The sequence below is a fragment of the Chryseobacterium sp. GTID13 genome (genome assembly GCF_056172655.1).
In genome coordinates this window covers 508,848-528,555 of sequence record NZ_JAOCMB010000006.1, presented here as the reverse complement: position 1 = coordinate 528,555, position 19,708 = coordinate 508,848, and the positions used below count along the sequence as shown (strand labels likewise).

23 protein-coding genes are annotated in these 19,708 nt (G+C 37.2%); 4 read left to right on the top strand and 19 right to left on the bottom strand.

What is annotated here, in order from left to right:
• Positions 1-70: 70 nt before the first annotated feature.
• The 7 genes from N4G44_RS18735 to N4G44_RS18705 all read right to left on the bottom strand — a co-directional run bounded on the left by N4G44_RS18735 (position 71) and on the right by N4G44_RS18705 (position 6,521).
• A complete protein-coding gene (locus tag N4G44_RS18735) occupies positions 71-913 on the bottom strand; it encodes a hypothetical protein (RefSeq protein WP_474928899.1) in 843 nt (280 codons plus the stop codon).
• Complete coding sequence (locus N4G44_RS18730) at positions 910-2,013, bottom strand: hypothetical protein (protein WP_474928898.1); 1,104 nt, start codon at positions 2,011-2,013, stop codon at positions 910-912. Before N4G44_RS18730 ends, N4G44_RS18735 begins: the two co-directional genes overlap by 4 nt.
• 2 nt (positions 2,014-2,015) lie before the next feature.
• The gene (locus N4G44_RS18725) at positions 2,016-2,756 is read right to left on the bottom strand and encodes a choice-of-anchor J domain-containing protein (protein WP_474929051.1); all 741 of its coding nucleotides are present in this window, start codon (positions 2,754-2,756) and stop codon (positions 2,016-2,018) included.
• A 272-nt stretch (positions 2,757-3,028) separates the two neighbouring features.
• Positions 3,029-4,300 (bottom strand): glycosyltransferase family 61 protein, encoded by a 1,272-nt coding sequence (locus N4G44_RS18720; protein ID WP_474928896.1) that lies wholly within the window; start codon positions 4,298-4,300, stop codon positions 3,029-3,031.
• A gap of 63 nt (positions 4,301-4,363) precedes the next feature.
• Positions 4,364-5,551 carry a glycosyltransferase family 4 protein gene (locus tag N4G44_RS18715; protein ID WP_474928894.1) on the bottom strand — a complete coding sequence of 396 codons (1,188 nt, stop codon included), beginning with the start codon at positions 5,549-5,551 and terminating at the stop codon, positions 4,364-4,366.
• Entirely contained in the window at positions 5,548-5,844 is a 297-nt protein-coding gene (locus N4G44_RS18710) for a WaaS/CpsH family glycosyltransferase (protein WP_474929048.1), read from the bottom strand. Before N4G44_RS18710 ends, N4G44_RS18715 begins: the two co-directional genes overlap by 4 nt.
• Positions 5,814-6,521: a WaaS/CpsH family glycosyltransferase gene (locus tag N4G44_RS18705; protein WP_474928892.1), complete on the bottom strand. Its 708-nt coding sequence runs from the start codon at positions 6,519-6,521 to the stop codon at positions 5,814-5,816. The genes N4G44_RS18710 and N4G44_RS18705 overlap by 31 nt, the downstream gene beginning before the upstream one ends.
• A gap of 168 nt (positions 6,522-6,689) precedes the next feature.
• On the opposite strand from N4G44_RS18705, the gene N4G44_RS18700 reads away from it, so the two are divergent.
• A complete protein-coding gene (locus N4G44_RS18700) occupies positions 6,690-7,658 on the top strand; it encodes a glycosyltransferase family 4 protein (RefSeq protein WP_474928888.1) in 969 nt (322 codons plus the stop codon).
• Between the two features lie 19 nt (positions 7,659-7,677).
• On the opposite strand, the gene N4G44_RS18695 is transcribed toward N4G44_RS18700, so the two are convergent.
• The 10 genes from N4G44_RS18695 to pdxA all read right to left on the bottom strand — a co-directional run bounded on the left by N4G44_RS18695 (position 7,678) and on the right by pdxA (position 15,689).
• A complete protein-coding gene (locus tag N4G44_RS18695) occupies positions 7,678-8,397 on the bottom strand; it encodes a polysaccharide deacetylase family protein (protein WP_474928886.1) in 720 nt (239 codons plus the stop codon).
• A gap of 384 nt (positions 8,398-8,781) precedes the next feature.
• Positions 8,782-9,210, bottom strand: a complete 429-nt coding sequence (locus N4G44_RS18690) for a glycosyltransferase family protein (protein ID WP_474928883.1) — start codon at positions 9,208-9,210, stop codon at positions 8,782-8,784.
• The gene (locus N4G44_RS18685) at positions 9,150-9,413 is read right to left on the bottom strand and encodes a glycosyltransferase (RefSeq protein WP_474928881.1); all 264 of its coding nucleotides are present in this window, start codon (positions 9,411-9,413) and stop codon (positions 9,150-9,152) included. Before N4G44_RS18685 ends, N4G44_RS18690 begins: the two co-directional genes overlap by 61 nt.
• Positions 9,413-10,660, bottom strand: coding sequence for an ornithine--oxo-acid transaminase (gene rocD, locus N4G44_RS18680; protein WP_474928877.1), 1,248 nt, complete (start codon positions 10,658-10,660; stop codon positions 9,413-9,415). Before rocD ends, N4G44_RS18685 begins: the two co-directional genes overlap by 1 nt.
• Positions 10,661-10,936: 276 nt before the next feature.
• The gene (gene tssD / locus N4G44_RS18675) at positions 10,937-11,344 is read right to left on the bottom strand and encodes a type VI secretion system tube protein TssD (RefSeq protein WP_048502793.1); all 408 of its coding nucleotides are present in this window, start codon (positions 11,342-11,344) and stop codon (positions 10,937-10,939) included.
• A gap of 297 nt (positions 11,345-11,641) precedes the next feature.
• Positions 11,642-12,997 (bottom strand): acetyl-CoA carboxylase biotin carboxylase subunit, encoded by a 1,356-nt coding sequence (gene accC / locus N4G44_RS18670; RefSeq protein ID WP_040997603.1) that lies wholly within the window; start codon positions 12,995-12,997, stop codon positions 11,642-11,644.
• 99 nt (positions 12,998-13,096) lie between these two features.
• A complete protein-coding gene (gene accB, locus N4G44_RS18665; RefSeq protein ID WP_474928873.1) occupies positions 13,097-13,585 on the bottom strand; it encodes an acetyl-CoA carboxylase biotin carboxyl carrier protein in 489 nt (162 codons plus the stop codon).
• Between the two features lie 127 nt (positions 13,586-13,712).
• Positions 13,713-13,916, bottom strand: a complete 204-nt coding sequence (gene rpmF / locus N4G44_RS18660; RefSeq protein ID WP_007843326.1) for a 50S ribosomal protein L32 — start codon at positions 13,914-13,916, stop codon at positions 13,713-13,715.
• Positions 13,917-13,982: 66 nt separating this feature from the next.
• A complete protein-coding gene (locus tag N4G44_RS18655) occupies positions 13,983-14,513 on the bottom strand; it encodes a YceD family protein (RefSeq protein ID WP_474928868.1) in 531 nt (176 codons plus the stop codon).
• An 84-nt stretch (positions 14,514-14,597) separates the two neighbouring features.
• Positions 14,598-15,689 (bottom strand): 4-hydroxythreonine-4-phosphate dehydrogenase PdxA, encoded by a 1,092-nt coding sequence (gene pdxA, locus N4G44_RS18650; RefSeq protein ID WP_474928866.1) that lies wholly within the window; start codon positions 15,687-15,689, stop codon positions 14,598-14,600.
• Between the two features lie 48 nt (positions 15,690-15,737).
• On the opposite strand from pdxA, the gene N4G44_RS18645 reads away from it, so the two are divergent.
• The 3 genes from N4G44_RS18645 to N4G44_RS18635 are packed head-to-tail and all read left to right on the top strand — an operon-like array spanning position 15,738 to position 18,479.
• Entirely contained in the window at positions 15,738-16,322 is a 585-nt protein-coding gene (locus tag N4G44_RS18645) for a riboflavin synthase (protein WP_260542142.1), read from the top strand.
• A 1-nt stretch (position 16,323) separates the two neighbouring features.
• Entirely contained in the window at positions 16,324-17,778 is a 1,455-nt protein-coding gene (locus tag N4G44_RS18640) for an ATP-binding protein (RefSeq protein ID WP_474928863.1), read from the top strand.
• Complete coding sequence (locus N4G44_RS18635; RefSeq protein ID WP_474928861.1) at positions 17,778-18,479, top strand: tRNA1(Val) (adenine(37)-N6)-methyltransferase; 702 nt, start codon at positions 17,778-17,780, stop codon at positions 18,477-18,479. Before N4G44_RS18640 ends, N4G44_RS18635 begins: the two co-directional genes overlap by 1 nt.
• Positions 18,480-18,518: 39 nt before the next feature.
• On the opposite strand, the gene N4G44_RS18630 is transcribed toward N4G44_RS18635, so the two are convergent.
• Positions 18,519-19,229, bottom strand: coding sequence for a cell division ATP-binding protein FtsE (locus N4G44_RS18630; protein WP_474928858.1), 711 nt, complete (start codon positions 19,227-19,229; stop codon positions 18,519-18,521).
• A 155-nt stretch (positions 19,230-19,384) separates the two neighbouring features.
• Positions 19,385-19,543 (bottom strand): 50S ribosomal protein L34, encoded by a 159-nt coding sequence (gene rpmH / locus N4G44_RS18625; RefSeq protein ID WP_040997588.1) that lies wholly within the window; start codon positions 19,541-19,543, stop codon positions 19,385-19,387.
• Between the last annotated feature and the right edge of the window lie 165 nt (positions 19,544-19,708).

Below are 19,708 nucleotides of genomic sequence, written 5' to 3'. Positions count from 1 at the left end.
TAAATAAAGTAATGGATAATTCAGCAGAGGTTATGGTATTAACGGATGATATTTTATATTGTTGTGGAGATTACTGCATCATACTGTATATTTTAGTTAAAATAATATCTTCAACATTATCTACAGGGATACCGCTTTGTCCGTAAATGAAGAAACTTTCATATCCCTCATAGTTAGGAGCAACTTTTTTTATGTGCCATTTTACAGGAAGATAACTTGATACATCATTGGAATATCCTAATACCGTTAATTTCATAGGGTTGAAGTGATTGTATAGGTCTATGGCATATTGAGAAACGGCTTCCCGGCTCAATGCGATAATATTCCAGTCACCGATCTTTAAAATCTGTATATAAACCGTTGCAGATTTATCAAGTGTACCGGATGTGTACTGATGAATAATTCTATTGGCCCATCTTAAATTTCTTTCAGAGACTTGGTCGTATTTTCCTAAGTTGGCATTTTTAATACTCACGGCCTTATTGAAGGTGAAATTATTAAGAGGTACAGCAATGGAGTCAAATTTAACAGTGATTTCTCCGGTAACAGCGGATGATGATACAGAAAATAAATTATTGAAATCCTGAGTCAGTTTATTTGCCGTTTGATCGGGAGTATCTGTTTTATAAGGATTAATATCTCCTGCGCATCCCTGCATAAGCTGTATATTGCTAATGTTCTTTAACGTACCGAGTTTATCTCTTGTAGCCCCTACATAGTTCGATGAAATGGTAACAAAATCACGGGCCGGACTATTATGCCAGACAGGGTGGGTACTTGCACTCATAATGACACCATTTACAGTATTTGTGGTATTTTGCTTTGCTATTACCATGGTGATATTGTTGTCTAAATCTTTAGAAATATCTGCCCTGTTGTATCCTATGTTTGTTTTGCCTCTTACGAAACTCAAGTTGCTTTCTTTTTATTGTTAATGGCATTTTGTGTAGCCGTTAAAACAGAATTTTTTACAATATCAAGATATTTGGGATCAGGGTTGCGGTAGAAATCCTGAAGGCACGAGTAACTTTGAGATAGAGGGGCATAGTGGGTATGGGAGCAATTGATTAAAATTGCATTTTCATCAATATTAAATGTATTTTTTATTTCTGTCTTTATTTTACGTGAAAAAGAATAATTAATTCCACATAAATCCAAAGTAATAATGAGTGCCTTTTTTGAATTTTTTTCAAAATAAGATGCATAGGCATAAATAGGGGTCTGGCTATGTTGGGCGTAGTAAAATTTATTTTTGTTGGAAGTTGCGTATAATTTATTGTTAGTAAAGGTAATATTGGATAAATACCTACCGTAAGTTGTCTGATTAGGAGTTCCGATTTTTGACCAGGTTTCGTCAGGGGTTGAAACACTTCTTATCCATAAATCATTATCATATTTAGACAAAGCAATCAGGTTAGTTCCATCATTGGTTAAGGATCGTACAGAATTGGCTTTTCCTATATTTTTCCAAGGGATATTAAACGGGCTGCTATCTCTTACCCAGAGAGTGTTATTTTTCTTGGTTCCATACAGTTTATTGTTAAGAAAAGTAAGACCGGTAGCTTCATAGGCAAATCCGATATTGGTCCATGGGTTGTCATTTCCATCTGCATTTCTCATCCACAGCTTATTGTTTTTATCTGTGCCATAAAGTTTGCCGTTTCCATAGGTCAGTGCGGTTACATAATAAGCCGTTCCTATCGAAACCCAGTTGGGTGCACTGTTGTTAATATCAGCCTGCCAAAGTTTGTTATCACTTGTAGCCATATAAAATTTTGTATCGGAAGAGCATATAGCAACAGCATTTTGTGCTATACCGGTTTCCTGGAAACTGATACTGAATCTTCCTTGTTTGGGATCGCCGAAGCCAGCCAGAGGAGAAGACAATATGGTAGTGTTTGGATTGATAGATTCTTTCGAAAATCCTACTAAATAGTTTTGTCCGAAAATAAAATTCTGAAGTAGAAGAAGGGGTAAGAAACTCGCAAGAATCTGTACTTTAGCTCTAGACATTGTTAATTCTCTTTTACAATTTTCTGTTCAAAAACTTCTTTATTTTCATAAGTACCCTTAAGAAGATAGATTCCCGCTGGTAAATCGGAAATGTCAATAGAGTTTATATCTGAGTAGGTTTTTAACAGCCTGTTATCCGTACTAAAGACCTGAAGAGATTTAATGGTTGTTTCTATATTAAGTTCTCCGGATGTTGGGTTAGGGTAAAATAATGATTGGCTTTTTTCAGATACCGGTTTTCCCTGAACAGATACATTATCTATAAACCAGTTATTGCCATCATCATCTTTTTTCACAAAAGCAATATAAATTTGCTTATTATCAAATTTTGAAATGTTGATCTTTTTCAGGCTGAAGTTTTTGCCAAATGATGCATCGGTATAAGATGCGACTGTTTGAAACTCATCACGATTGAGTTGGGAGTCTGTGGATATTTTTATTTCGTATTTTGTAGAATTACCGGTAAATGAGTTGTGTTGCGAAAATACTAGAAAATTACCCTTATAATTAGTTAAATCTATTTTCGGACTAATAAGCCAGTCTTCATTTAATTCACCTGAATTTTCATATCTTACAAAGAAACACTTATCAGAACCATCTTTATTCAGACTCTCTAATTGCCAATTGTTAAAATCATCTCCTGCATCGTTTTTACCTCTTAAAACGGCCCACTCTTCAGGAACTTTTGAGAGATTATAATTGTTGAAATTATCAGAAAACTGCCCGTAAAAAAAGAGCTGAATAATAGAAGACCTGTAAAAATCAATTTCATACTTGTGTGTTTTCTAGATAATATATGATTTATAATTAAAAAAAATCAAAAAAAGTGATCTCACATAAAATCAATTTTTGACCTGCGAAATTTACATTATTTTTAAATACTACAGAAAACAAATAGGAATAAATTAAAATAAAAGAATATATTTATTTTTCATTCAAATATTTGACTTATAAAGTGATATGATCAGGTTTCTTTAAAGTTGTTTCTTATATTAATAAAGTTGATAAAGAGGAGTTATTGTTTTTTAGGAAGCGGACTATGGGTGATTTTGAATTTCAGTAGAAGGCAAGTTAAGCAATCGCTCCAGATACTCATTAAAAATTTCAGGATCCAATCTGTAATCCTCATGGAAGCCTTCATAATCCTGCGGATAAATATAGAAATAAAGGTCAAAGCCTGCTTGTTTGGCCAAGGTAGAAAAGATCGCAAAATCCCCCATACGGAACTGAACCAGCTCAGTCCTTTGGCTCCTTCATTGGCGAATAATACATTTGTCCAGGCTGCACCGCTTGGGCCAATAATATATTCGGCATTGTTGACCAGATAGATTTGCTCATGAATGTTCAGATCTTCAAAAAAGACCTCTTCAAAACCATGCTTTTGGACCAATGCCAGAATTTCTTCTTCATTATATTTTCTATACTGGGATCTTCTGGAAATAAAGATTCTTTTAACAGGCTGAATGCGGACTTTAGCAAGATCCAGATTGTCAAAGGCTGTTTTCCGGAGATATTGAAGCGACGATTTAGACAGTTTGGTAAATCCGGCTTCGTAGGTCATTCCCGGCATAATATTCGGGACTGCATAATTGTTGCTGGTGATATGCCAAAGCTTTTTAAAGCGGTAATAATTTTTTTCGTGGCTGAGGAATACAATTTTATAATCCCTCAAAAAGAACATAAGCAGGTCCTTCAGGTTTTCAACCTTCTGCACATCTTCATCTATAACGATAAGCTTATTTTTAGCATCAGGAATATGTTTGAAATACTCAAATTTTGAAAGGATATCTACCAGAAAATGATAATAATTGAAAGTAAACGTTCCACCCATGAAAATAGCTTCCTCATCATAATAAACCTCTTTATAGTTCTTCACCTTGGCCAGAGTCATCGAATGCTGCAAAAGATTGTTGGTATTGTAGACATACGTGATCCTGTCGTCGTCATGCCATCTTTCATAGTAGATCTTCTCTTTTTTAAGATCTAAAAAATAGGTAGAATTCGGGATACAGAGAACATTCTGAAGGGCAAAAATCTCTATGGGGTTTTTAGGAGCTTTTATAGAAGCCTGAGTAATAGTATCAAATGTTTTAGGCAGAAACAATTCTGACTCTTCTTTGTCACTGATCGTAATTCTCTCCGTACAGTTTTCAGAAGGGATAGAATCCAGCGGTAAAAAATCCGTGACAAGTCTTTTGGCTTTCCTGAAAAAAGACTTGATATAATATTTTTTTCTAAGTGCTTTAAGCTGCTTTTCTAAATGTTCAATTTGTTCCTTCGCATTCATATTCTAAAACTTAGGATAAACTAAGAAATACGGTCATTATTTCCGGCAAGTATAAATTGTATTCTATAAAATACCGTTATAATAACTCAGGGTTTCATCTGCCATCTTATCAATACCGAATTGTGATTCTATTAATTTACGGGCATTTACTGAAATCCTGTTTCTCAGCTCATCGTCTTCAAAAATAAGACTTATCTTTTCGTGGAAGTGATCTTCCCCGGCAATCAGACCATTTACATGTTCCTCTATAATTTCTTTAAAGGAATCTATTGCAGAACACACCACAGATTTCTGCATAGCCATTACCTCAAGCAAAGATAAGCTAAAATTTTCACCTTTGGAGGGGAAGCAAACAACCTCTGCTTGGCCAATAAGCTCCACAATTTCCACGCCTGGTTTGTTTCCGTAAAAATGAATTGAATCCCTGGTTTCCGGATCCTGTATGTTTTCGGTTATATAATCGGGGTAGTGGTTGGGTTTTCCAATAAAATGGAGCGATGCTTCGGGATATTTTTTTCTTAGTTTAATAAATGCATTAATTAGGGTTTCCGCACCTTTCTCGTAGGATACATTGCCTAAATAGAAAACAGATTGCCGAATTACCTCTGCATTCCCGGAAGGTTTGTAGAACTTTTCATCAATACCATTGTAGATGAGTTTGGGGTTTTTAATATCGAAAAGGCTTTTATTGATCGTCTCATTGTACTTGGATATCACAATGATGTTTTTCGAGCTTTTAAAGGCCTCCTTTTCACAGAAAACTCGTCCTTTATGAACTTTTTTATATCCGAAATACTTTTCCAGAACAGACCAGGAACCGTGGCATCTGATCACATAAGGAATTCCTTTGGGAATAGAAAGTGCCAGACCGTCGAAGTCATGGGTTTCTGCGATGTCAAAATGAAGATTATTTTTTCTGATCCAGGCACTTATTTTCTCCGAAATTATTTTTTTCTCCGACAGATAGGTTTTAAAATGAATTTTTTCAAGAGCCTTTATTTTTCCGGTAGCCGATCTTAGCAGCTCAAGAAGAGGATTAGCTTTAAAAATATCTTTTATGGAATGGATCTTTATACCATTCTCTTCTATATCAAATTCATGTTTTGAGATCAGGAAAACATGCACCGAAATACCTCTCCTGACAAGCTCTGCGCACAAATTCTTATAAAAAACACCTGTACCGCCTACTTTGGGAGTTCGGGAAGACTGGTATTCCCGGGTTACAATAAGTACATTTTTTATTTCTGTCATGGATTCAGTTTAAATACGGTATTCACCCAATGGTCAAGCGTATACTTGTTATAAACTTCTTCAGGCAGTTTTTCGTATGGCGTATTGAAAAAATCTTTGCTTACATTTCGGAAATTTTTATCCAGAACCAGGATATTATTAGGATTGTAAAAATCATACGTTTTGATTGTAGGATTGTCCGTGATGATTTTCTTTTCCAGCGCCATAGCTTCAAATATCCTGAAGCTGAGCCCGGTCTGGTTCGCACGCATCAGATCAAGAATCACTTTGGTATTCTTGTAATATTCAGGCAGTGCATGATGAGGTATTTTTTTCTTCCGAACTTTAAAATATCGATGTTTTTGGGATCAATGATCTGGTTCAGTTTGTTTTTCCAGCCTTTTTTGCCTACCATGTAGACCTCAAATTTTATTTTCAGAGGAAGCAATCTGTTGATCAAAAGATTCAAAGCAGAGAGCCTTTTTTTATCATAGGATGTAATGTAGAACAGATCCAGCTTGGGATGTTGTTTTTCGGCAGGAATATGGTCGAGGTAATTATAATTGGTGATCTTTTCGAAACCGAAATTTTTCACATCATTATCATCAAAAGAAAATATAGTATCAAAATGATGAAGGTGAGTTGCGGGGTTTCTCGCCATGCTGTCATAAAGATAGGCAATATTCCGGTCCGTGTATTCCCTGATCTTCTTATGGATGTTTTCCTCAATAGCTTCAGGATTGATGACCAGGATCTGATCCTGTTTGCCGATTTTTTCCAGAGATTCCAGTATGAAACTTTGTCTTTTGTGATATTTCGGGTTTTTGCCCAGAAAAATCTTGCTGAAAGTGTTTTTTATACGCTCACCAGTGTTTTTATGGGTAAAGGCTCCGATGTTGATATGGCATGCCTCAATGCCTTTATCACTCAGTTTTTCCACTATGTGTTCATCATAATGCCAGAAATCGAAGCTGATTAAACAAATTTTCATACTGCAAAAATAAAAATTTCATAATTAAATTTATATTTTTGATGAAAACCCTGAGCGGAATGCAAAAGAAAATTCTTATTGATGCCGAAAGATTAAAGTACCCGAAGTCGGGAATTGCCAACGTATGTGTTTCATTAATAAAGGGTCTGGACGAAAAAGCCTCTGGTTTTGACTATACTTTTTACGGTCCGAAAAAAATATTCCACAGACAAAAAAAAGTTTAATATTATCGGCTGGAAGTTCTGGCAAAAGAAATTTCCGGTCAATATCAGGCTTTTTTCACTAATTCATACCACTCATCAGCTTTCTGAATATTTTCATACTATAAAGAAAGGGCAGAAGAAAGTGGTGACGCTCCATGATCTTAATTTCTTACACGATAACAGCTCAGAACAGAAAGTAAATAAAAGCAAGAAGCTTGTTCAGAAGAATATCGGGAATGCGGATGCAATAGTCTGCATTTCAGAGTTTGTGAAGGATGATTTTCTTAAAAACAAGAAACTTTTCAAGCTGAAAAACGATGTTAAAATTGAAGTGATCTATAACGGGCTCATTTTTCCTGAAAATACAGGATTCAGTTCCCGCAGCAATTACAGTTTCATCGGTAAGAAATATATTCTGAATATCGGGGTCCTTTTTCCAAAAAAGAACCAGGAAGTGCTCCTGGATCTTATCTCAAAAAACGACAGAGATCTTGTACTGATCACTTCCTCTGTAAAATCTGCCTACAAAGAACAGTTTTTGGAAAAAATCAAAACACTCGGGCTGGAGGGGAGAGTGCATATTTTAGAAAATGTAGATAATAATGAAAAATATTTCCTTCTGGAACATTGTGAGTCCTACTGTCATCCTTCACTGGCAGAAGGCTTTGGAATTCCGCCTGTAGAAGCCATGTACTTTGGGAAGCCTGTTTTTCTAAGTAAGTTAACGAGTCTTCCAGAAATTGGAGGAGACCTGGCTTTCTATTTTGATGATTTTTCGGCAGAACATATGCAGCAGGTTTATGCATCGGGAATGCAGATTTATGGCTCCGGAAAAGAGGAATACGCCTCAAAATTAAAAGGCAGGGCAATAAAATTCGGGTATATTGAAATGGTAGCTGCTTATGAAAAGCTTTACAGCGGGCTGCTGACTTAGAATTTGATTTTTCCGAGTCTCAGTTTCCACTTAAATACATTGAAACTGTCGCCTCCTTTGATATCGATCCTTTTGATCTCAAATTTATTTTTCCACGGATAATAGGCAATATTGTTGCCGATGCGTACTGCAGAAGTAATTCCTGCATTTTCGAGGATAGAGAAAAATTCTTTTTTCTGCTTACCTTTTTGGGAAACTTACCATACGGATACGCGAGTACCTTTGTAAAGGGAATAGCTTTTTCCTCCAGGGTACGGATATTTTTATGAAGATCATCTGCCGCTTCCTGTAAGGAGATTTGAGAATAATTCCTGTGGGCATGGCTGTGCAGGGCTATTTCAACCAGTTCGGGATTAAGGGATTTAATCTCGTCAAAGGTCATCAACTGGCGGTTTTCTTCTTTTTCACTTTTCTCGATAAGCTCGGTTGGAACGAAGATGGTGGCTTTCAGTTTATATTTTTCCAGTAATGGAATAAGGTATTGAAGATTATTGAGATAACCGTCATCAAATGTCAGGATAAGCTTATGTTTCAGCTGGCTGCTGGTATTCAGGTCGTTAAAAAATAAAGTGTTGTAATTGCTTTTAATGTATTTAAACTGACTTTCAAGGTTTTCTGCTGATACAGTAAGGAGATCTCTGCCCGGAATTTCTTTCTCCGGCAGTACTTTATGATACATGAGAATACGAACACTTTCTGTTTTTGAAAATCCTAGCGTCCTTTTGATGAATCTAAGCATGGTTATCTGAATTTTATAAAACGCAGGTTCTATAACGATCTTACGGCTTATAATAATTCCAATGTTTTAATTGAATGACTGATTTTATGTTGATAAGTCTACAAAAAAAGAGATCTGTTACAACCTTCAAAAATAATTAAATATCAGATGCATAAGCTTAAAAAAAATTAAAATAATGTTTAAGCCTGTGAATATGCCTGTGCTGAGAATTAAAAATTAGCCGGAAGCTCTACAGTCCGGCTATTGTATTTAAATAGATTAATTATTTGAGTCTGAGAATCTCATTGATTTTTATGTACTTCAGGAAAGTGTAAAATGCTCCGGTTATGGAAATATAAAATCCTGCAACGCCGTCGAGAAAGCCAAACTTGAAAAAATACGTTTTCATGAAATCAAAAAAAGGCGAAAAGATAATCTTAAAAAGAGATACCGATTTCCCGTTGGAAACTTTTTTTCAGCCATCAGCTGTGTATAGCTGTTGATTTTTTCAATATGATGGGCAATACTTTTATAGGTGTAATGATCGATATTTCCGGGCAATTTTCCCTTTTTATCCTTTGTTATAAAGCACTCATGGACCAGGTCGTCGGTGTATTTTCCATGTCCTTTTTTGAAAAACCTTTCTCTCCATACGTTTCCCCAACCGCCATACTTGATGGTTTTTTTCAGCAGGATATTGTTGAAGTGGATCTCATAAACATTATAAGGAGGGTTAGGATTGTTCAATATTTCCTTAATGGCATCTACTGCCTTCAGGTCCGGAACCTCATCAGAATCAAGGAACAGGATCCATTCTCCCGAAGCTTCAGACAAGGTATAGTTTTTCTGGCAGCCGAAGCCGAGAAATTTTTTTGAATAAATTTTACCTTTGGAAACCCGGTGCAGATTTCTTCGGTTTTGTCTGTGGAAAAAGAATCAACGACAATAATCTCATCGGCTATCTCATAGATGCTCCTGATACTTTTCTCAATGATTCTTTCCCCATTTAAAACAATATAACAGACTGATAACTTCATTAATGAAATTCTGTAATAGTTTTTTCAATGATTTTGACGCAGTCTAACAGCTGCTCTTCTGTAATCACCAAAGGAGGTGCCAATCTGATGATATTTCCGTGGGTAGGCTTCGCAAGAAGGCCGTTTTCTTTTAGCTTTAAGCATAAGTCCCATGCTGTAGAGCTGTCCGGAGTATCATTAATTAAGATAGCATTTAAAAGACCTTTTCCTCTTACTTTGGTAATCAGGTTGCTTTTGCCAATTATTTTTTCAATTTCAGTTCTGAAAAGCTTGCCCAGCTCTTCTGCTCTTTCAGATAATTTTTCATCTTCAACTACATCCAGAGCCGCCACTGCGACTGCACAGGCAATTGGATTTCCTCCGAATGTAGAACCATGTTGTCCCGGTTTGATCACATTCATGATATTGTCATTGGCCAATACCGCGGATACGGGATACATTCCTCCTGAAAGGGCTTTCCCTAAGATCAGGATATCAGGCTGCACGTTCTCGTGATGGCAGGCAATCAGCTGTCCTGTTCTCGCAATACCGGTCTGAACTTCATCTGCGATAAACAGTACGTTATGCTTTCTGCAAAGTTCAGATGCATTTTTAAGGAAACCTTCGTCCGGAACGTAAACACCGGCTTCACCCTGAATAGGTTCTACCAGGAATGCGGCAATATTTCCTGCCTCTCTGTTCAGTACTTCTTCCAGTGCGGCAATATCGTTGTAAGGAATTTTTATAAATCCGGGTGTAAAAGGCCCGTAATTCTGATTGGCATCAGGATCATTGGAGAAAGAAACAATAGTAGTGGTTCTTCCGTGGAAATTGTTTTCGCAAACGATGATTTTGGCTGCGTTTTCTGAAATTCCTTTTACTTCATAGCTCCATTTTCTGGCTAATTTTACGGCAGTTTCCACTGCTTCGGCTCCGGAATTCATAGGAAGTACCTTGTCAAATCCGAAAAGAGTAGTGATTTTCTGTTCATATTCTCCCAGTTTTGAATTGTAAAAAGCTCTTGAAGTAAGGGCCAGTTTCTTAGCCTGTTCTACCAGCGCTGATACAATTCTGGGATGAGAATGTCCCTGATTCACAGCAGAGTAAGCGGAAAGGAAATCATAATATTTTTTGCCTTCCACATCCCATACAAAAACACCTTCTCCACGGTCCAGAACTACTGGAAGAGGATGATAGTTGTGCGCTCCGTACTGGTCTTCAAGGTCAATAAAATACTGTGAGTTTTTTGCTGTTGCTGCTGTTGACATATGTTTTGGTTTTTGACAAATTTAAGCATTATTAATGAGATGCATGAACAAAAACATAATAGGGTACGGGGAAGTATTTAAAGTGTATTTTAGGGGCGGATTGGCACGTTTTAGAAAATATTTCTTTTCCTCATGAGGTAGGATAGGTTTTCTATCTTTCAGGATAGCTTTTGAATAATACATAATAGTTATTGCAGCCAAAAAAAGACAGAACAGTATCCCGCAATCTGGGTACCATTCTGTCTGTTGTTATTTTCCTGATATAGAATTACAATCTTAAGATGAAGGCCATTCTCCTCTGTATGAAGAATTACCAAGATCAATTTGTTCTGCACTCACAACAAAAGTGATGTACATGCTGTTATCATCTACTGCGTCGAAATCTACTTCATGCTGGATTACATATCCGTTTTCCCATTTCAAAGTAGTCAGTGTTCCTTCTTCGTGAGACTTATTGAAGGTAACTTCTCCGGTTGTAGGCTTGTATTTTCCGTTAAGAAGACTTTCCAGAATGTCTGATTTTTCTGTAGCTTCCACTGTAATTTTGATGAGTGCATTGGAAGGATCTGATGCTACTCTTCCTGATACATCTGTAGAACGGGATACACTGTAGTTAAGCTTTAGTAACTTTTGTCCCTCACCGCCGTTGAATTTTAAAATTCCTCTTGAATTTCTTTCTGCCATGATTAGTAAATTTTAATTGTTAATATTTTGTGATTTGTTGTTTATATCACCAAAAATAGAAGTAATTAAATTATCAGGAAAAATTTTTTGGAAAAATTTTAAAAAGTGTAGTAATTCTTCGACTAACAATTGTTAGGCTAACTATTGATTGGTAATCAGTGGCTTATAAAATCTAGTATTAAGAAATGTTTAACTTCCGATGAGCAGGGAGATTCAACGTTTTTATAAAGCTTAGCCTGATTTGGAATAAAAAAACTGCCCCGGATGAGGCAGTTTAAAATGTATCTGTAAATAATCTTAGTGATTATCATATTTTCTGTCCATTACAAAATCCTCCATGAATTTTGTTGTATAGTTCCCTGACAGATAATCTTCATTATCCATCAGCTGTCTATGGAAAGGTATCGTTGTTTTTACACCTTCGATATAGAATTCTTCCAGTGCGCGTCTCATTTTAGCGATAGCTTCCTCACGGGTCTGAGCCGTAGTGATAAGCTTGGCGATCATAGAGTCATAATTGGAAGGAATTGTATATCCTGAATAAACGTGAGTGTCCACTCTGATCCCGTGTCCGCCAGGAATATTTAATCCTGTGATTTTTCCCGGAGACGGTCTGAAATCAGCATAAGGATCTTCAGCATTGATTCTGCACTCGATTGAGTGTAATTTCGGGTAATAGTTGATTCCGGAAATAGGAGTTCCTGCTGCAAGAAGAATCTGTTCTCTGATCAGGTCATAATCGATTACCTGCTCGGTAATAGGGTGCTCTACCTGGATTCTTGTATTCATTTCCATGAAATAGAAATTTCTGTGCTTGTCTACAAGGAATTCAATAGTTCCCACACCTTCGTATCCAATGAATTCAGCAGCTTTCACGGCAGCTTCACCCATTTTCTCACGAAGCTCGTCAGTCATGAAAGGAGAAGGGGTTTCTTCAGTCAGTTTCTGGTTTCTTCTCTGTACAGAGCAGTCTCTTTCAGAAAGGTGACATGCTTTTCCGTACTGGTCACCGGCTACCTGAATTTCAATGTGTCTTGGCTCTTCAATCAGCTTTTCCATATACATTCCTCCATTTCCGAAGGCTGCTACCGCTTCCTGAATGGCAGATTCCCAGTGATCTTTAAGGTCCTCGGCTTTCCATACGGCTCTCATCCCTTTTCCACCACCACCGGCAGTAGCTTTAATCATGACAGGATAGCCTGTTTCTTCAGCTACTTTTACAGCATGCTCGTAAGATTCGATCAGTCCGTCGGAACCTGGTACACATGGTACTCCTGCAGCCTTCATTGTCGCTTTGGCGTTGGCTTTATCACCCATTCTTTCGATCTGCTCAGGAGAAGCACCAATGAACTTGATGTTGTTTTTCTGACAGATTCTGGAGAAGTTGGCATTTTCAGATAAAAATCCGTAACCTGGATGGATAGCATCGGCATTGGTAATTTCTGCTGCTGCTATAATATTGGAGATTTTAAGATAGGAGTCTTTGCTCATTGCAGGCCCTATACAAACTGCCTCATCAGCAAATCTTACGTGGAGACTGTCTTTGTCTGCAGTAGAGTATACGGCAACAGTTTTGATCCCCATTTCTTTGCAGGTACGCAAAATACGCATTGCAATTTCGCCACGGTTGGCTATTAATATTTTTTTGAACATCTTCTTCAATTTGAAAATTAGATAATTTGAAAATTAGATAATGTTATTTTGAATGCAGAATTAAGTCTAACATCTAATGTCTAACATCTAACTTCTAAATTAAGATGGATCTACTAAGAATAAAGGCTGGTCGTATTCTACCGGTGTAGCATCGTCTACTAAAATCTTCACGATTTTTCCGCTGATTTCAGAATCGATCTGGTTGAATAACTTCATTGCTTCGATTACGCAAACTACTTTTCCTACGGAAATTTCGTCACCTACGTTTACGAATACATCTTTATCCGGAGATGGTTTTCTGTAGAAAGTACCGATCATTGGAGATTTGATAGCCACATATTTGCTGTCATCTGATGCTGCCTCCGCTTTTTCAGTGGAAACTGCTGCCGGAGATGCTACTGCAGCTGGAGCTGGAGCTGCTGCAGCCTGAGGAGCTGTGTGGTACACTGCTGGCTGTGCATAAACAGCATCGCTACCTGCTAATGGAGTTTTAATGGTGATTTCGAAATCTTTAGTTTTGTATTTTACTTCTGAAACTTCAGCTTTAGATACAAACTTAATAAGATTTTGTATGTCTTTAATGTCCATAAAATTGATATTTGATTTTGTCCCAAAGATACCAAAAAAACATAAAAAACAACAAAAAACCGCCTAATTTTATCAAAATTGGGCGGTTTTTGTATTAAAATGAGGCTTTTTCAGTGAAAAGCGACTCTTAGTTTTCTTCTGTAGTTGCTACTTCTTTTTCCAATACTACTTTACCTCTGTAGTAAAGTTTTCCTTCATGCCAGTGAGCTCTGTGGTAAAGGTGAAGTTCACCAGTTGTTGCATCTTTCGCTAATTGAGGAACTACTGCTTTATAATGAGTTCTTCTCTTATCTCTTCTTGTGGACGACTGTCTTCTCTTAGGATGTGCCATTTTGAATAACTTTTTTAATTGATGAGCGATGAGATTCATCATCTCATCATATTTAAATTATTTTATTTAATTATTGTCTTTTAATTTTCTCAACGCGTCCCATCGGGGATCACTGTCATGCTCTTCCTCTTCGGATTCTTCAATATCTTTCGGACTGAACCTGTTTAGAATTTCCAGATCTTCATCGCTTACATTCGGTGAAATTTTTTTCATCGGTATAGAAAGCTGTACATTTTCGTAAATCAGCTGAGCTACATTGAATGCATGGTCTGAAGCCGGTATCGTAATGACGTCTTCATTGCTGTCGTCATATTCTTCACCAAAATTCACCAAAATTTTGATCTCGTTTTCAATAGGATAGTCGAATTCATCATTTGTGATATCACAAACAAGGACTACTGTCCCATGTACCTTGATCTCAAATTCTAAAAATGTAGTATGCTTTTCAAGAAAAACATCTGCAGTTATATTAGGATTTGTAAATTCCTGTTCAGTGTCAAATAATTGAAAGAACGTTTTATCTATCTCAAATTTGAACACGTGCTTCCCGTTTTTGAGTCCGGAAAAGCTTACGTCATAGTTTCTTAACTTGTCCATAAAATGAGTGTGCAAAAATATGCAATTTTTTTATAATAACAAATAAAATCCATAACAAATTAATTTAAAATTTGTTTTAACCGATTATCCTTCATTTTCATCCGGCAGATCTTCATCCACTCCGTTGTCAACGGCCATCTTTCTTGGCTGCATACGGTTGGTCATCAGGTCGTTATATTCGCTTCTGTTTCTGAATATTTTAATAGCTGTGAAGATAGCCTCCGTAAAACTCTGCTCATCGGCAATGTTTTTTCCTGCAATATCATAAGCCACTCCATGGTCCGGAGAAGTTCTGATGAAAGGAAGTCCTGCCGTGTAATTCACTCCTTCTTCATAGGCCAGGGTTTTAAACGGTGCAAGCCCCTGATCATGGTACATAGCTAAAACAGCATCGAAGCTTTTATATTTATTAGGCTGGAAAAAACTGTCCGCAGGATAAGGTCCGAAAGCCAGTATTCCGTTGTCGGATAGCTCCTTTATTGCCGGTTCTATAATTTCTATTTCTTCTTTTCCGATTACGCCTCCGTCGCCTGCATGAGGATTTAGTCCCAATACGGCAATTTTCGGTTTCTGTACACAGAAGTCCTCAATTAAAGTTTGATTCAAAGCTCTGATCTGCTTCTTGATTTTCTCCTTGGAAATGTTTTCTGCTACGCTGGCAATCGGGATATGGTGGGTAGAAACAGCTACTTTAAGATCTTCCGTAACCAGGAACATAAGCCCTTTCTTACTGAATTTTTCTTCAAAATATCCTGTATGCCCGGCATGTTTAAAGCCCATTTTTACCATTTCATCCTTATTAATAGGTGCGGTAACAAGAACATCAATGTCACCCTTCATTAGAGCCTCGGTAGCAGCTTCCAGGGAATCAATCGCCATTTTGGTTGATTCCTCCGTAGGAACTCCCAGTTCTACGTTCACATTGTCTTTGGTAAGGTTTACCATATTCAGTTTTCCTGCCTGTGCCTGCGATGCTTCATTGATGTAGTTGAAGTTCAGATTAAGCTTGAAAATATTTTTCTGGAAGGTGAATAACTTTCCCGAGCCAAAAATCACCGGAGTGAAAAAATCCGTAATGGTTTTGTCACTCAGGGACTTCATGATGATCTCCGGACCGATGCCGTTAAAATCACCGATTGAAATTCCTACTCGTACTTTATGGTTTTTTGGGCTCATTTTGATTATCTTTGAAGATTATAATTTACAAATTTAGCAAAAAATAATATGTTCACAGGAATTATTGAAGCAGTTGGCGTTATTGAAAAGATTGAAGAAAAAGGAAGCAACATAGATTTTACATTAACATGCCCTTTTACGAATGAGCTGAAAATAGATCAAAGCCTTGCCCATAACGGATGCTGTCTTACGGTTGTTGAAATCAAGGGAGATCAGTATGTGGTAACGGCAATCAACGAAACTCTGGAAAAAACCAATCTTGGAAAATGGGAAGTAGGTACTGTGGTCAATCTTGAACGATGTATGAAGATGGACGGAAGACTGGACGGGCATATCGTGCAGGGACATGTCGATAAAACAGGTGAAGTGGCAGGCATTGAGAATAAGGACGGAAGCTATTTTATTACAATTAAATATGAAGACGCCGGAAGTTTCGTAACGGTTCCTCAAGGTTCCATTACAGTGAACGGGATAAGCCTTACCGTAGCAAAAAGCGAGGATACGCAGTTTTCTGTAGCTATTATTCCTTATACCTGGGAGTTTACCAATATGCAGCATCTTAAAATCGGAGATAAAGTTAATTTAGAATTTGACATTATTGGTAAGTATATTGCTAGGTTAATTAAAAAGTAGGATGCCAATAAGTAAATATAAAGGGTACAGTTTAAGAAACCGGGTGTTTTTCGGTTTTCTGCTCGTATGTTTTTTAAGTGTTGTCGCTACATCGCTGGTTCCCTATTTCGTTTTAAGGAATAATTCCCTGCAGCAAAGTAATATTGATATGCAGGAGAAAACTAATGCAGTGATGACTTATCTTAACTATGCGGTGAGCCGAACCCTCGTGGAGACCAAAGATCTTCCACAGGTATTGGGTAATAGTATTTTTGAGATAGCAGATATCAACAAGCATGATATTGTAATCTACGACCTGAAGGGAAATTACCTCCTCTCCAATAAGGATGAAAGTCTTATTGACCAGAAAACCATACCGGTCAATATTGTTAATAAAATTCTTGCCACTGATTCCAGGGTAGATATTAAAGGGTATGACAAATCCAAAGATGCGGAACGTACTTCCTCTTACCTTCTTTTGAAAAACAATGAGCTTGCACCTATAGGAATTGTATATATTCCTTTATATCATAATGAATCTGCCTATCTGGATGTTCTTCACCAGTACGTAAAATATATTCTCCTGGTAGATATTTTCCTCATTCTTTTCAGTATCTGGATTAGCTGGGTAACGTCTAACAGTTTAGCGAAAAATATCACCAAATTTTCTGATATGATTACCCGTATTACTTTATTTGAAAATGAAATGCGTCCTATCAGATATTACAAGAATGATGAGCTTAACGCGCTGGCAAGAGCGTACAACAGGATGATCCTCCAGATCCAGGACCAGAAGGAGAGGTTGCGTTTCAAAGCGTCTGAAGAAGCCTGGAGGGAAATGGCAAAGCAGGTAGCTCATGAGGTTAAAAACCCTCTGACTCCGATGAAGCTGACCATCCAGAACTTTGAAAGAAAATTTGATCCTGAAGATCCGAACATAAGGGAACGGGTAAAACTGATGAGCAAAACAATGGTAGACCAGATTGACCTGATTGCCACTGTTGCTTCTGCTTTCTCAGAATTTGCAAAGCTTCCTGAAAAAAATAACGAGGTCATCAATCTGAATACGGAAGTTGAAGATATTCTGCGTGTTTTCAACGATGACAGTATTTTTATGCATTCCAATAAGTCGAATATTATGATCAATATGGACAGGATTTACCTTTCCAGGATCATTACCAACCTTGTGACCAATGCAAAACAGGCACAGAGTGACGAACGTAAACTGATCATCAATGTAGATGTGGAACAGCATCAGAGAAGAGTAATGATTTCCGTGCAGGATAACGGGATCGGAATTCCTGAAAATATGTATGAGAGAATATTCGAGCCTAATTTTACCTCTAAAAACAGCGGAATGGGGCTTGGGCTTTCTATGGTACGGAAAATGATAGAAGATTACAAGGGAGAGATCACTGTAAGATCTGAAGTGGGAAAAGGATCTACATTTACTATCACGCTGCCTACCAATTTATAGTGAAGCCTTTTAGATTTAAACATTTTGAAATTCAGCAGTCAAAAGATGTTTTCCGTGTGGGAACTGACGGGGTACTGCTGGGTGTTCTGGCTGATGCTGAAAATGCTTCGGAAGTTTTGGAAATAGGAACCGGTACCGGCCTTATTTCATTAATGCTTGCCCAAAGAAACCCAAACGCCTTTTTCCTTGGACTCGACATCAATGAAGAAGCAGCTTTACTTACCAAAACAAACTTTGAACATTCTCCTTTTCATTCAAGGCTGAAAAATATTCATCAGGATCTTAAAACCTTTGAAACAGAAAAGAAATTTGATCTTATTGTTTCGAATCCGCCCTATTTTGAAGAATCTTCTTCTGATAAAGATAAATTGGCCCGCCAAACTGTTGAGCTGAATTTTAAGCAGCTTATCGAAGCCTCTGTAAACTTACTATCTGAACAAGGTATTCTATCGGTTATTATTCCTGCGGAAGCTGGAAACGGCTTTGTTGAAACGGCTTTGAAACACCGGTTATTTTTAAAACGAAAAATTAATATTAAAGGGATAGAAGGCTCAAAAACGAAAAGACTAGTTCTTGAGTTTTCCTTTACAGAAGGAATGGTTAATGAGTCTGATTTCGTGATAGAAAAAAGTCCGAGACAATACTCGGACCCCTATCTTGAACTCACTAAAGAGTTTCATGTCTTTAAAAATCAGCATTAAAAGATTCTGAATTTTTTAATCTTTTAATCCTTCAATCTTTTACTCAAATAATTCTGCAGTATCCAACACAGATACTTTTCCATCCTCACATCTGATTGCTTCGCCAGGGAAGTTCTGGATCATATGATAATCATGCGTTGCCATTACCACAGCAGCTCCGTTTTCAAGGGCTACCTGCTTCAGAAGGGTCATGATCTCGTTGGAAGTTTCAGGGTCAAGGTTTCCTGTAGGTTCATCGGCAAGGATAAGATCCGGGTGGTTCAGTAAAGCTCTTGCGATAGCGATACGCTGTTGCTCGCCTCCGGAAAGCTCATGCGGCATCTTGTGCTTTTTGCTTTTCATGTTTACGCTTCCTAAAACCTCATTAATACGGTCTTCCATTTTTACTTTATCGTTCCAGCCGGTTGCCTCAAGAACGAATCTTAGGTTTTTCTCAACCGTTCTGTCGGAAAGAAGCTGGAAGTCCTGGAATACAATGCCTAGTTTTCTTCTCAGGTTAGGAATATCGGAAGGTTTAAGCTTCGCCAGTTCAAAACCTACTACAGATCCGTGTCCTGATGCTAAAGGAATGTGTCCGTAAAGGGTTTTCAGAAGAGAACTTTTTCCGGAACCTGTTTTTCCGATAAGGTAGCAGAACCTGCCTTTTTTAATGTTAAGGTTAACATCAGAAAGTACAGTGAAGTTTTTTTGCGCAATTTTTGCGTGCTGTAAGCTTATAATATTATCTCCGGAGATATTTGTATGCGGCATAATTCAGTTTTATGTTGCTATTTCTAACCTGTTTTTTCAGAGCTTAAAAATAGAAAAAAGAAGCTTAAGAACCTTAAACTTTAGGAAATTTTAACAACAAAAAATGCCTGAAAAACTACTTTTCAAGCATGATTTGTATATGATAATCCGAGATATTATCTCTTAGCGCGGGATGCACTAACAGTTAAACTCTTTCTGCCTTTAGCTCTTCTTGCTGCCAAAACTCTTCTTCCATTTGGCGTAGACATTCTTTCTCTGAAACCGTGTTTGTTTCTTTTCTTTCTTTCTGATGGCTGGAATGTTCTTTTACTCATTACTATATATTTAAATCGTAATTAATCTATTAATTTTCAGGTTGCAAAGATATAGAAATTTTTAAAAGTTACAAACTTTACTTATCTTTTTTTAGAAATTATTTGAAATGTTTTTCATTCCTGTTTTTATAAGCTGTACCTGAAAACGAAATCCGGTGTAAATAA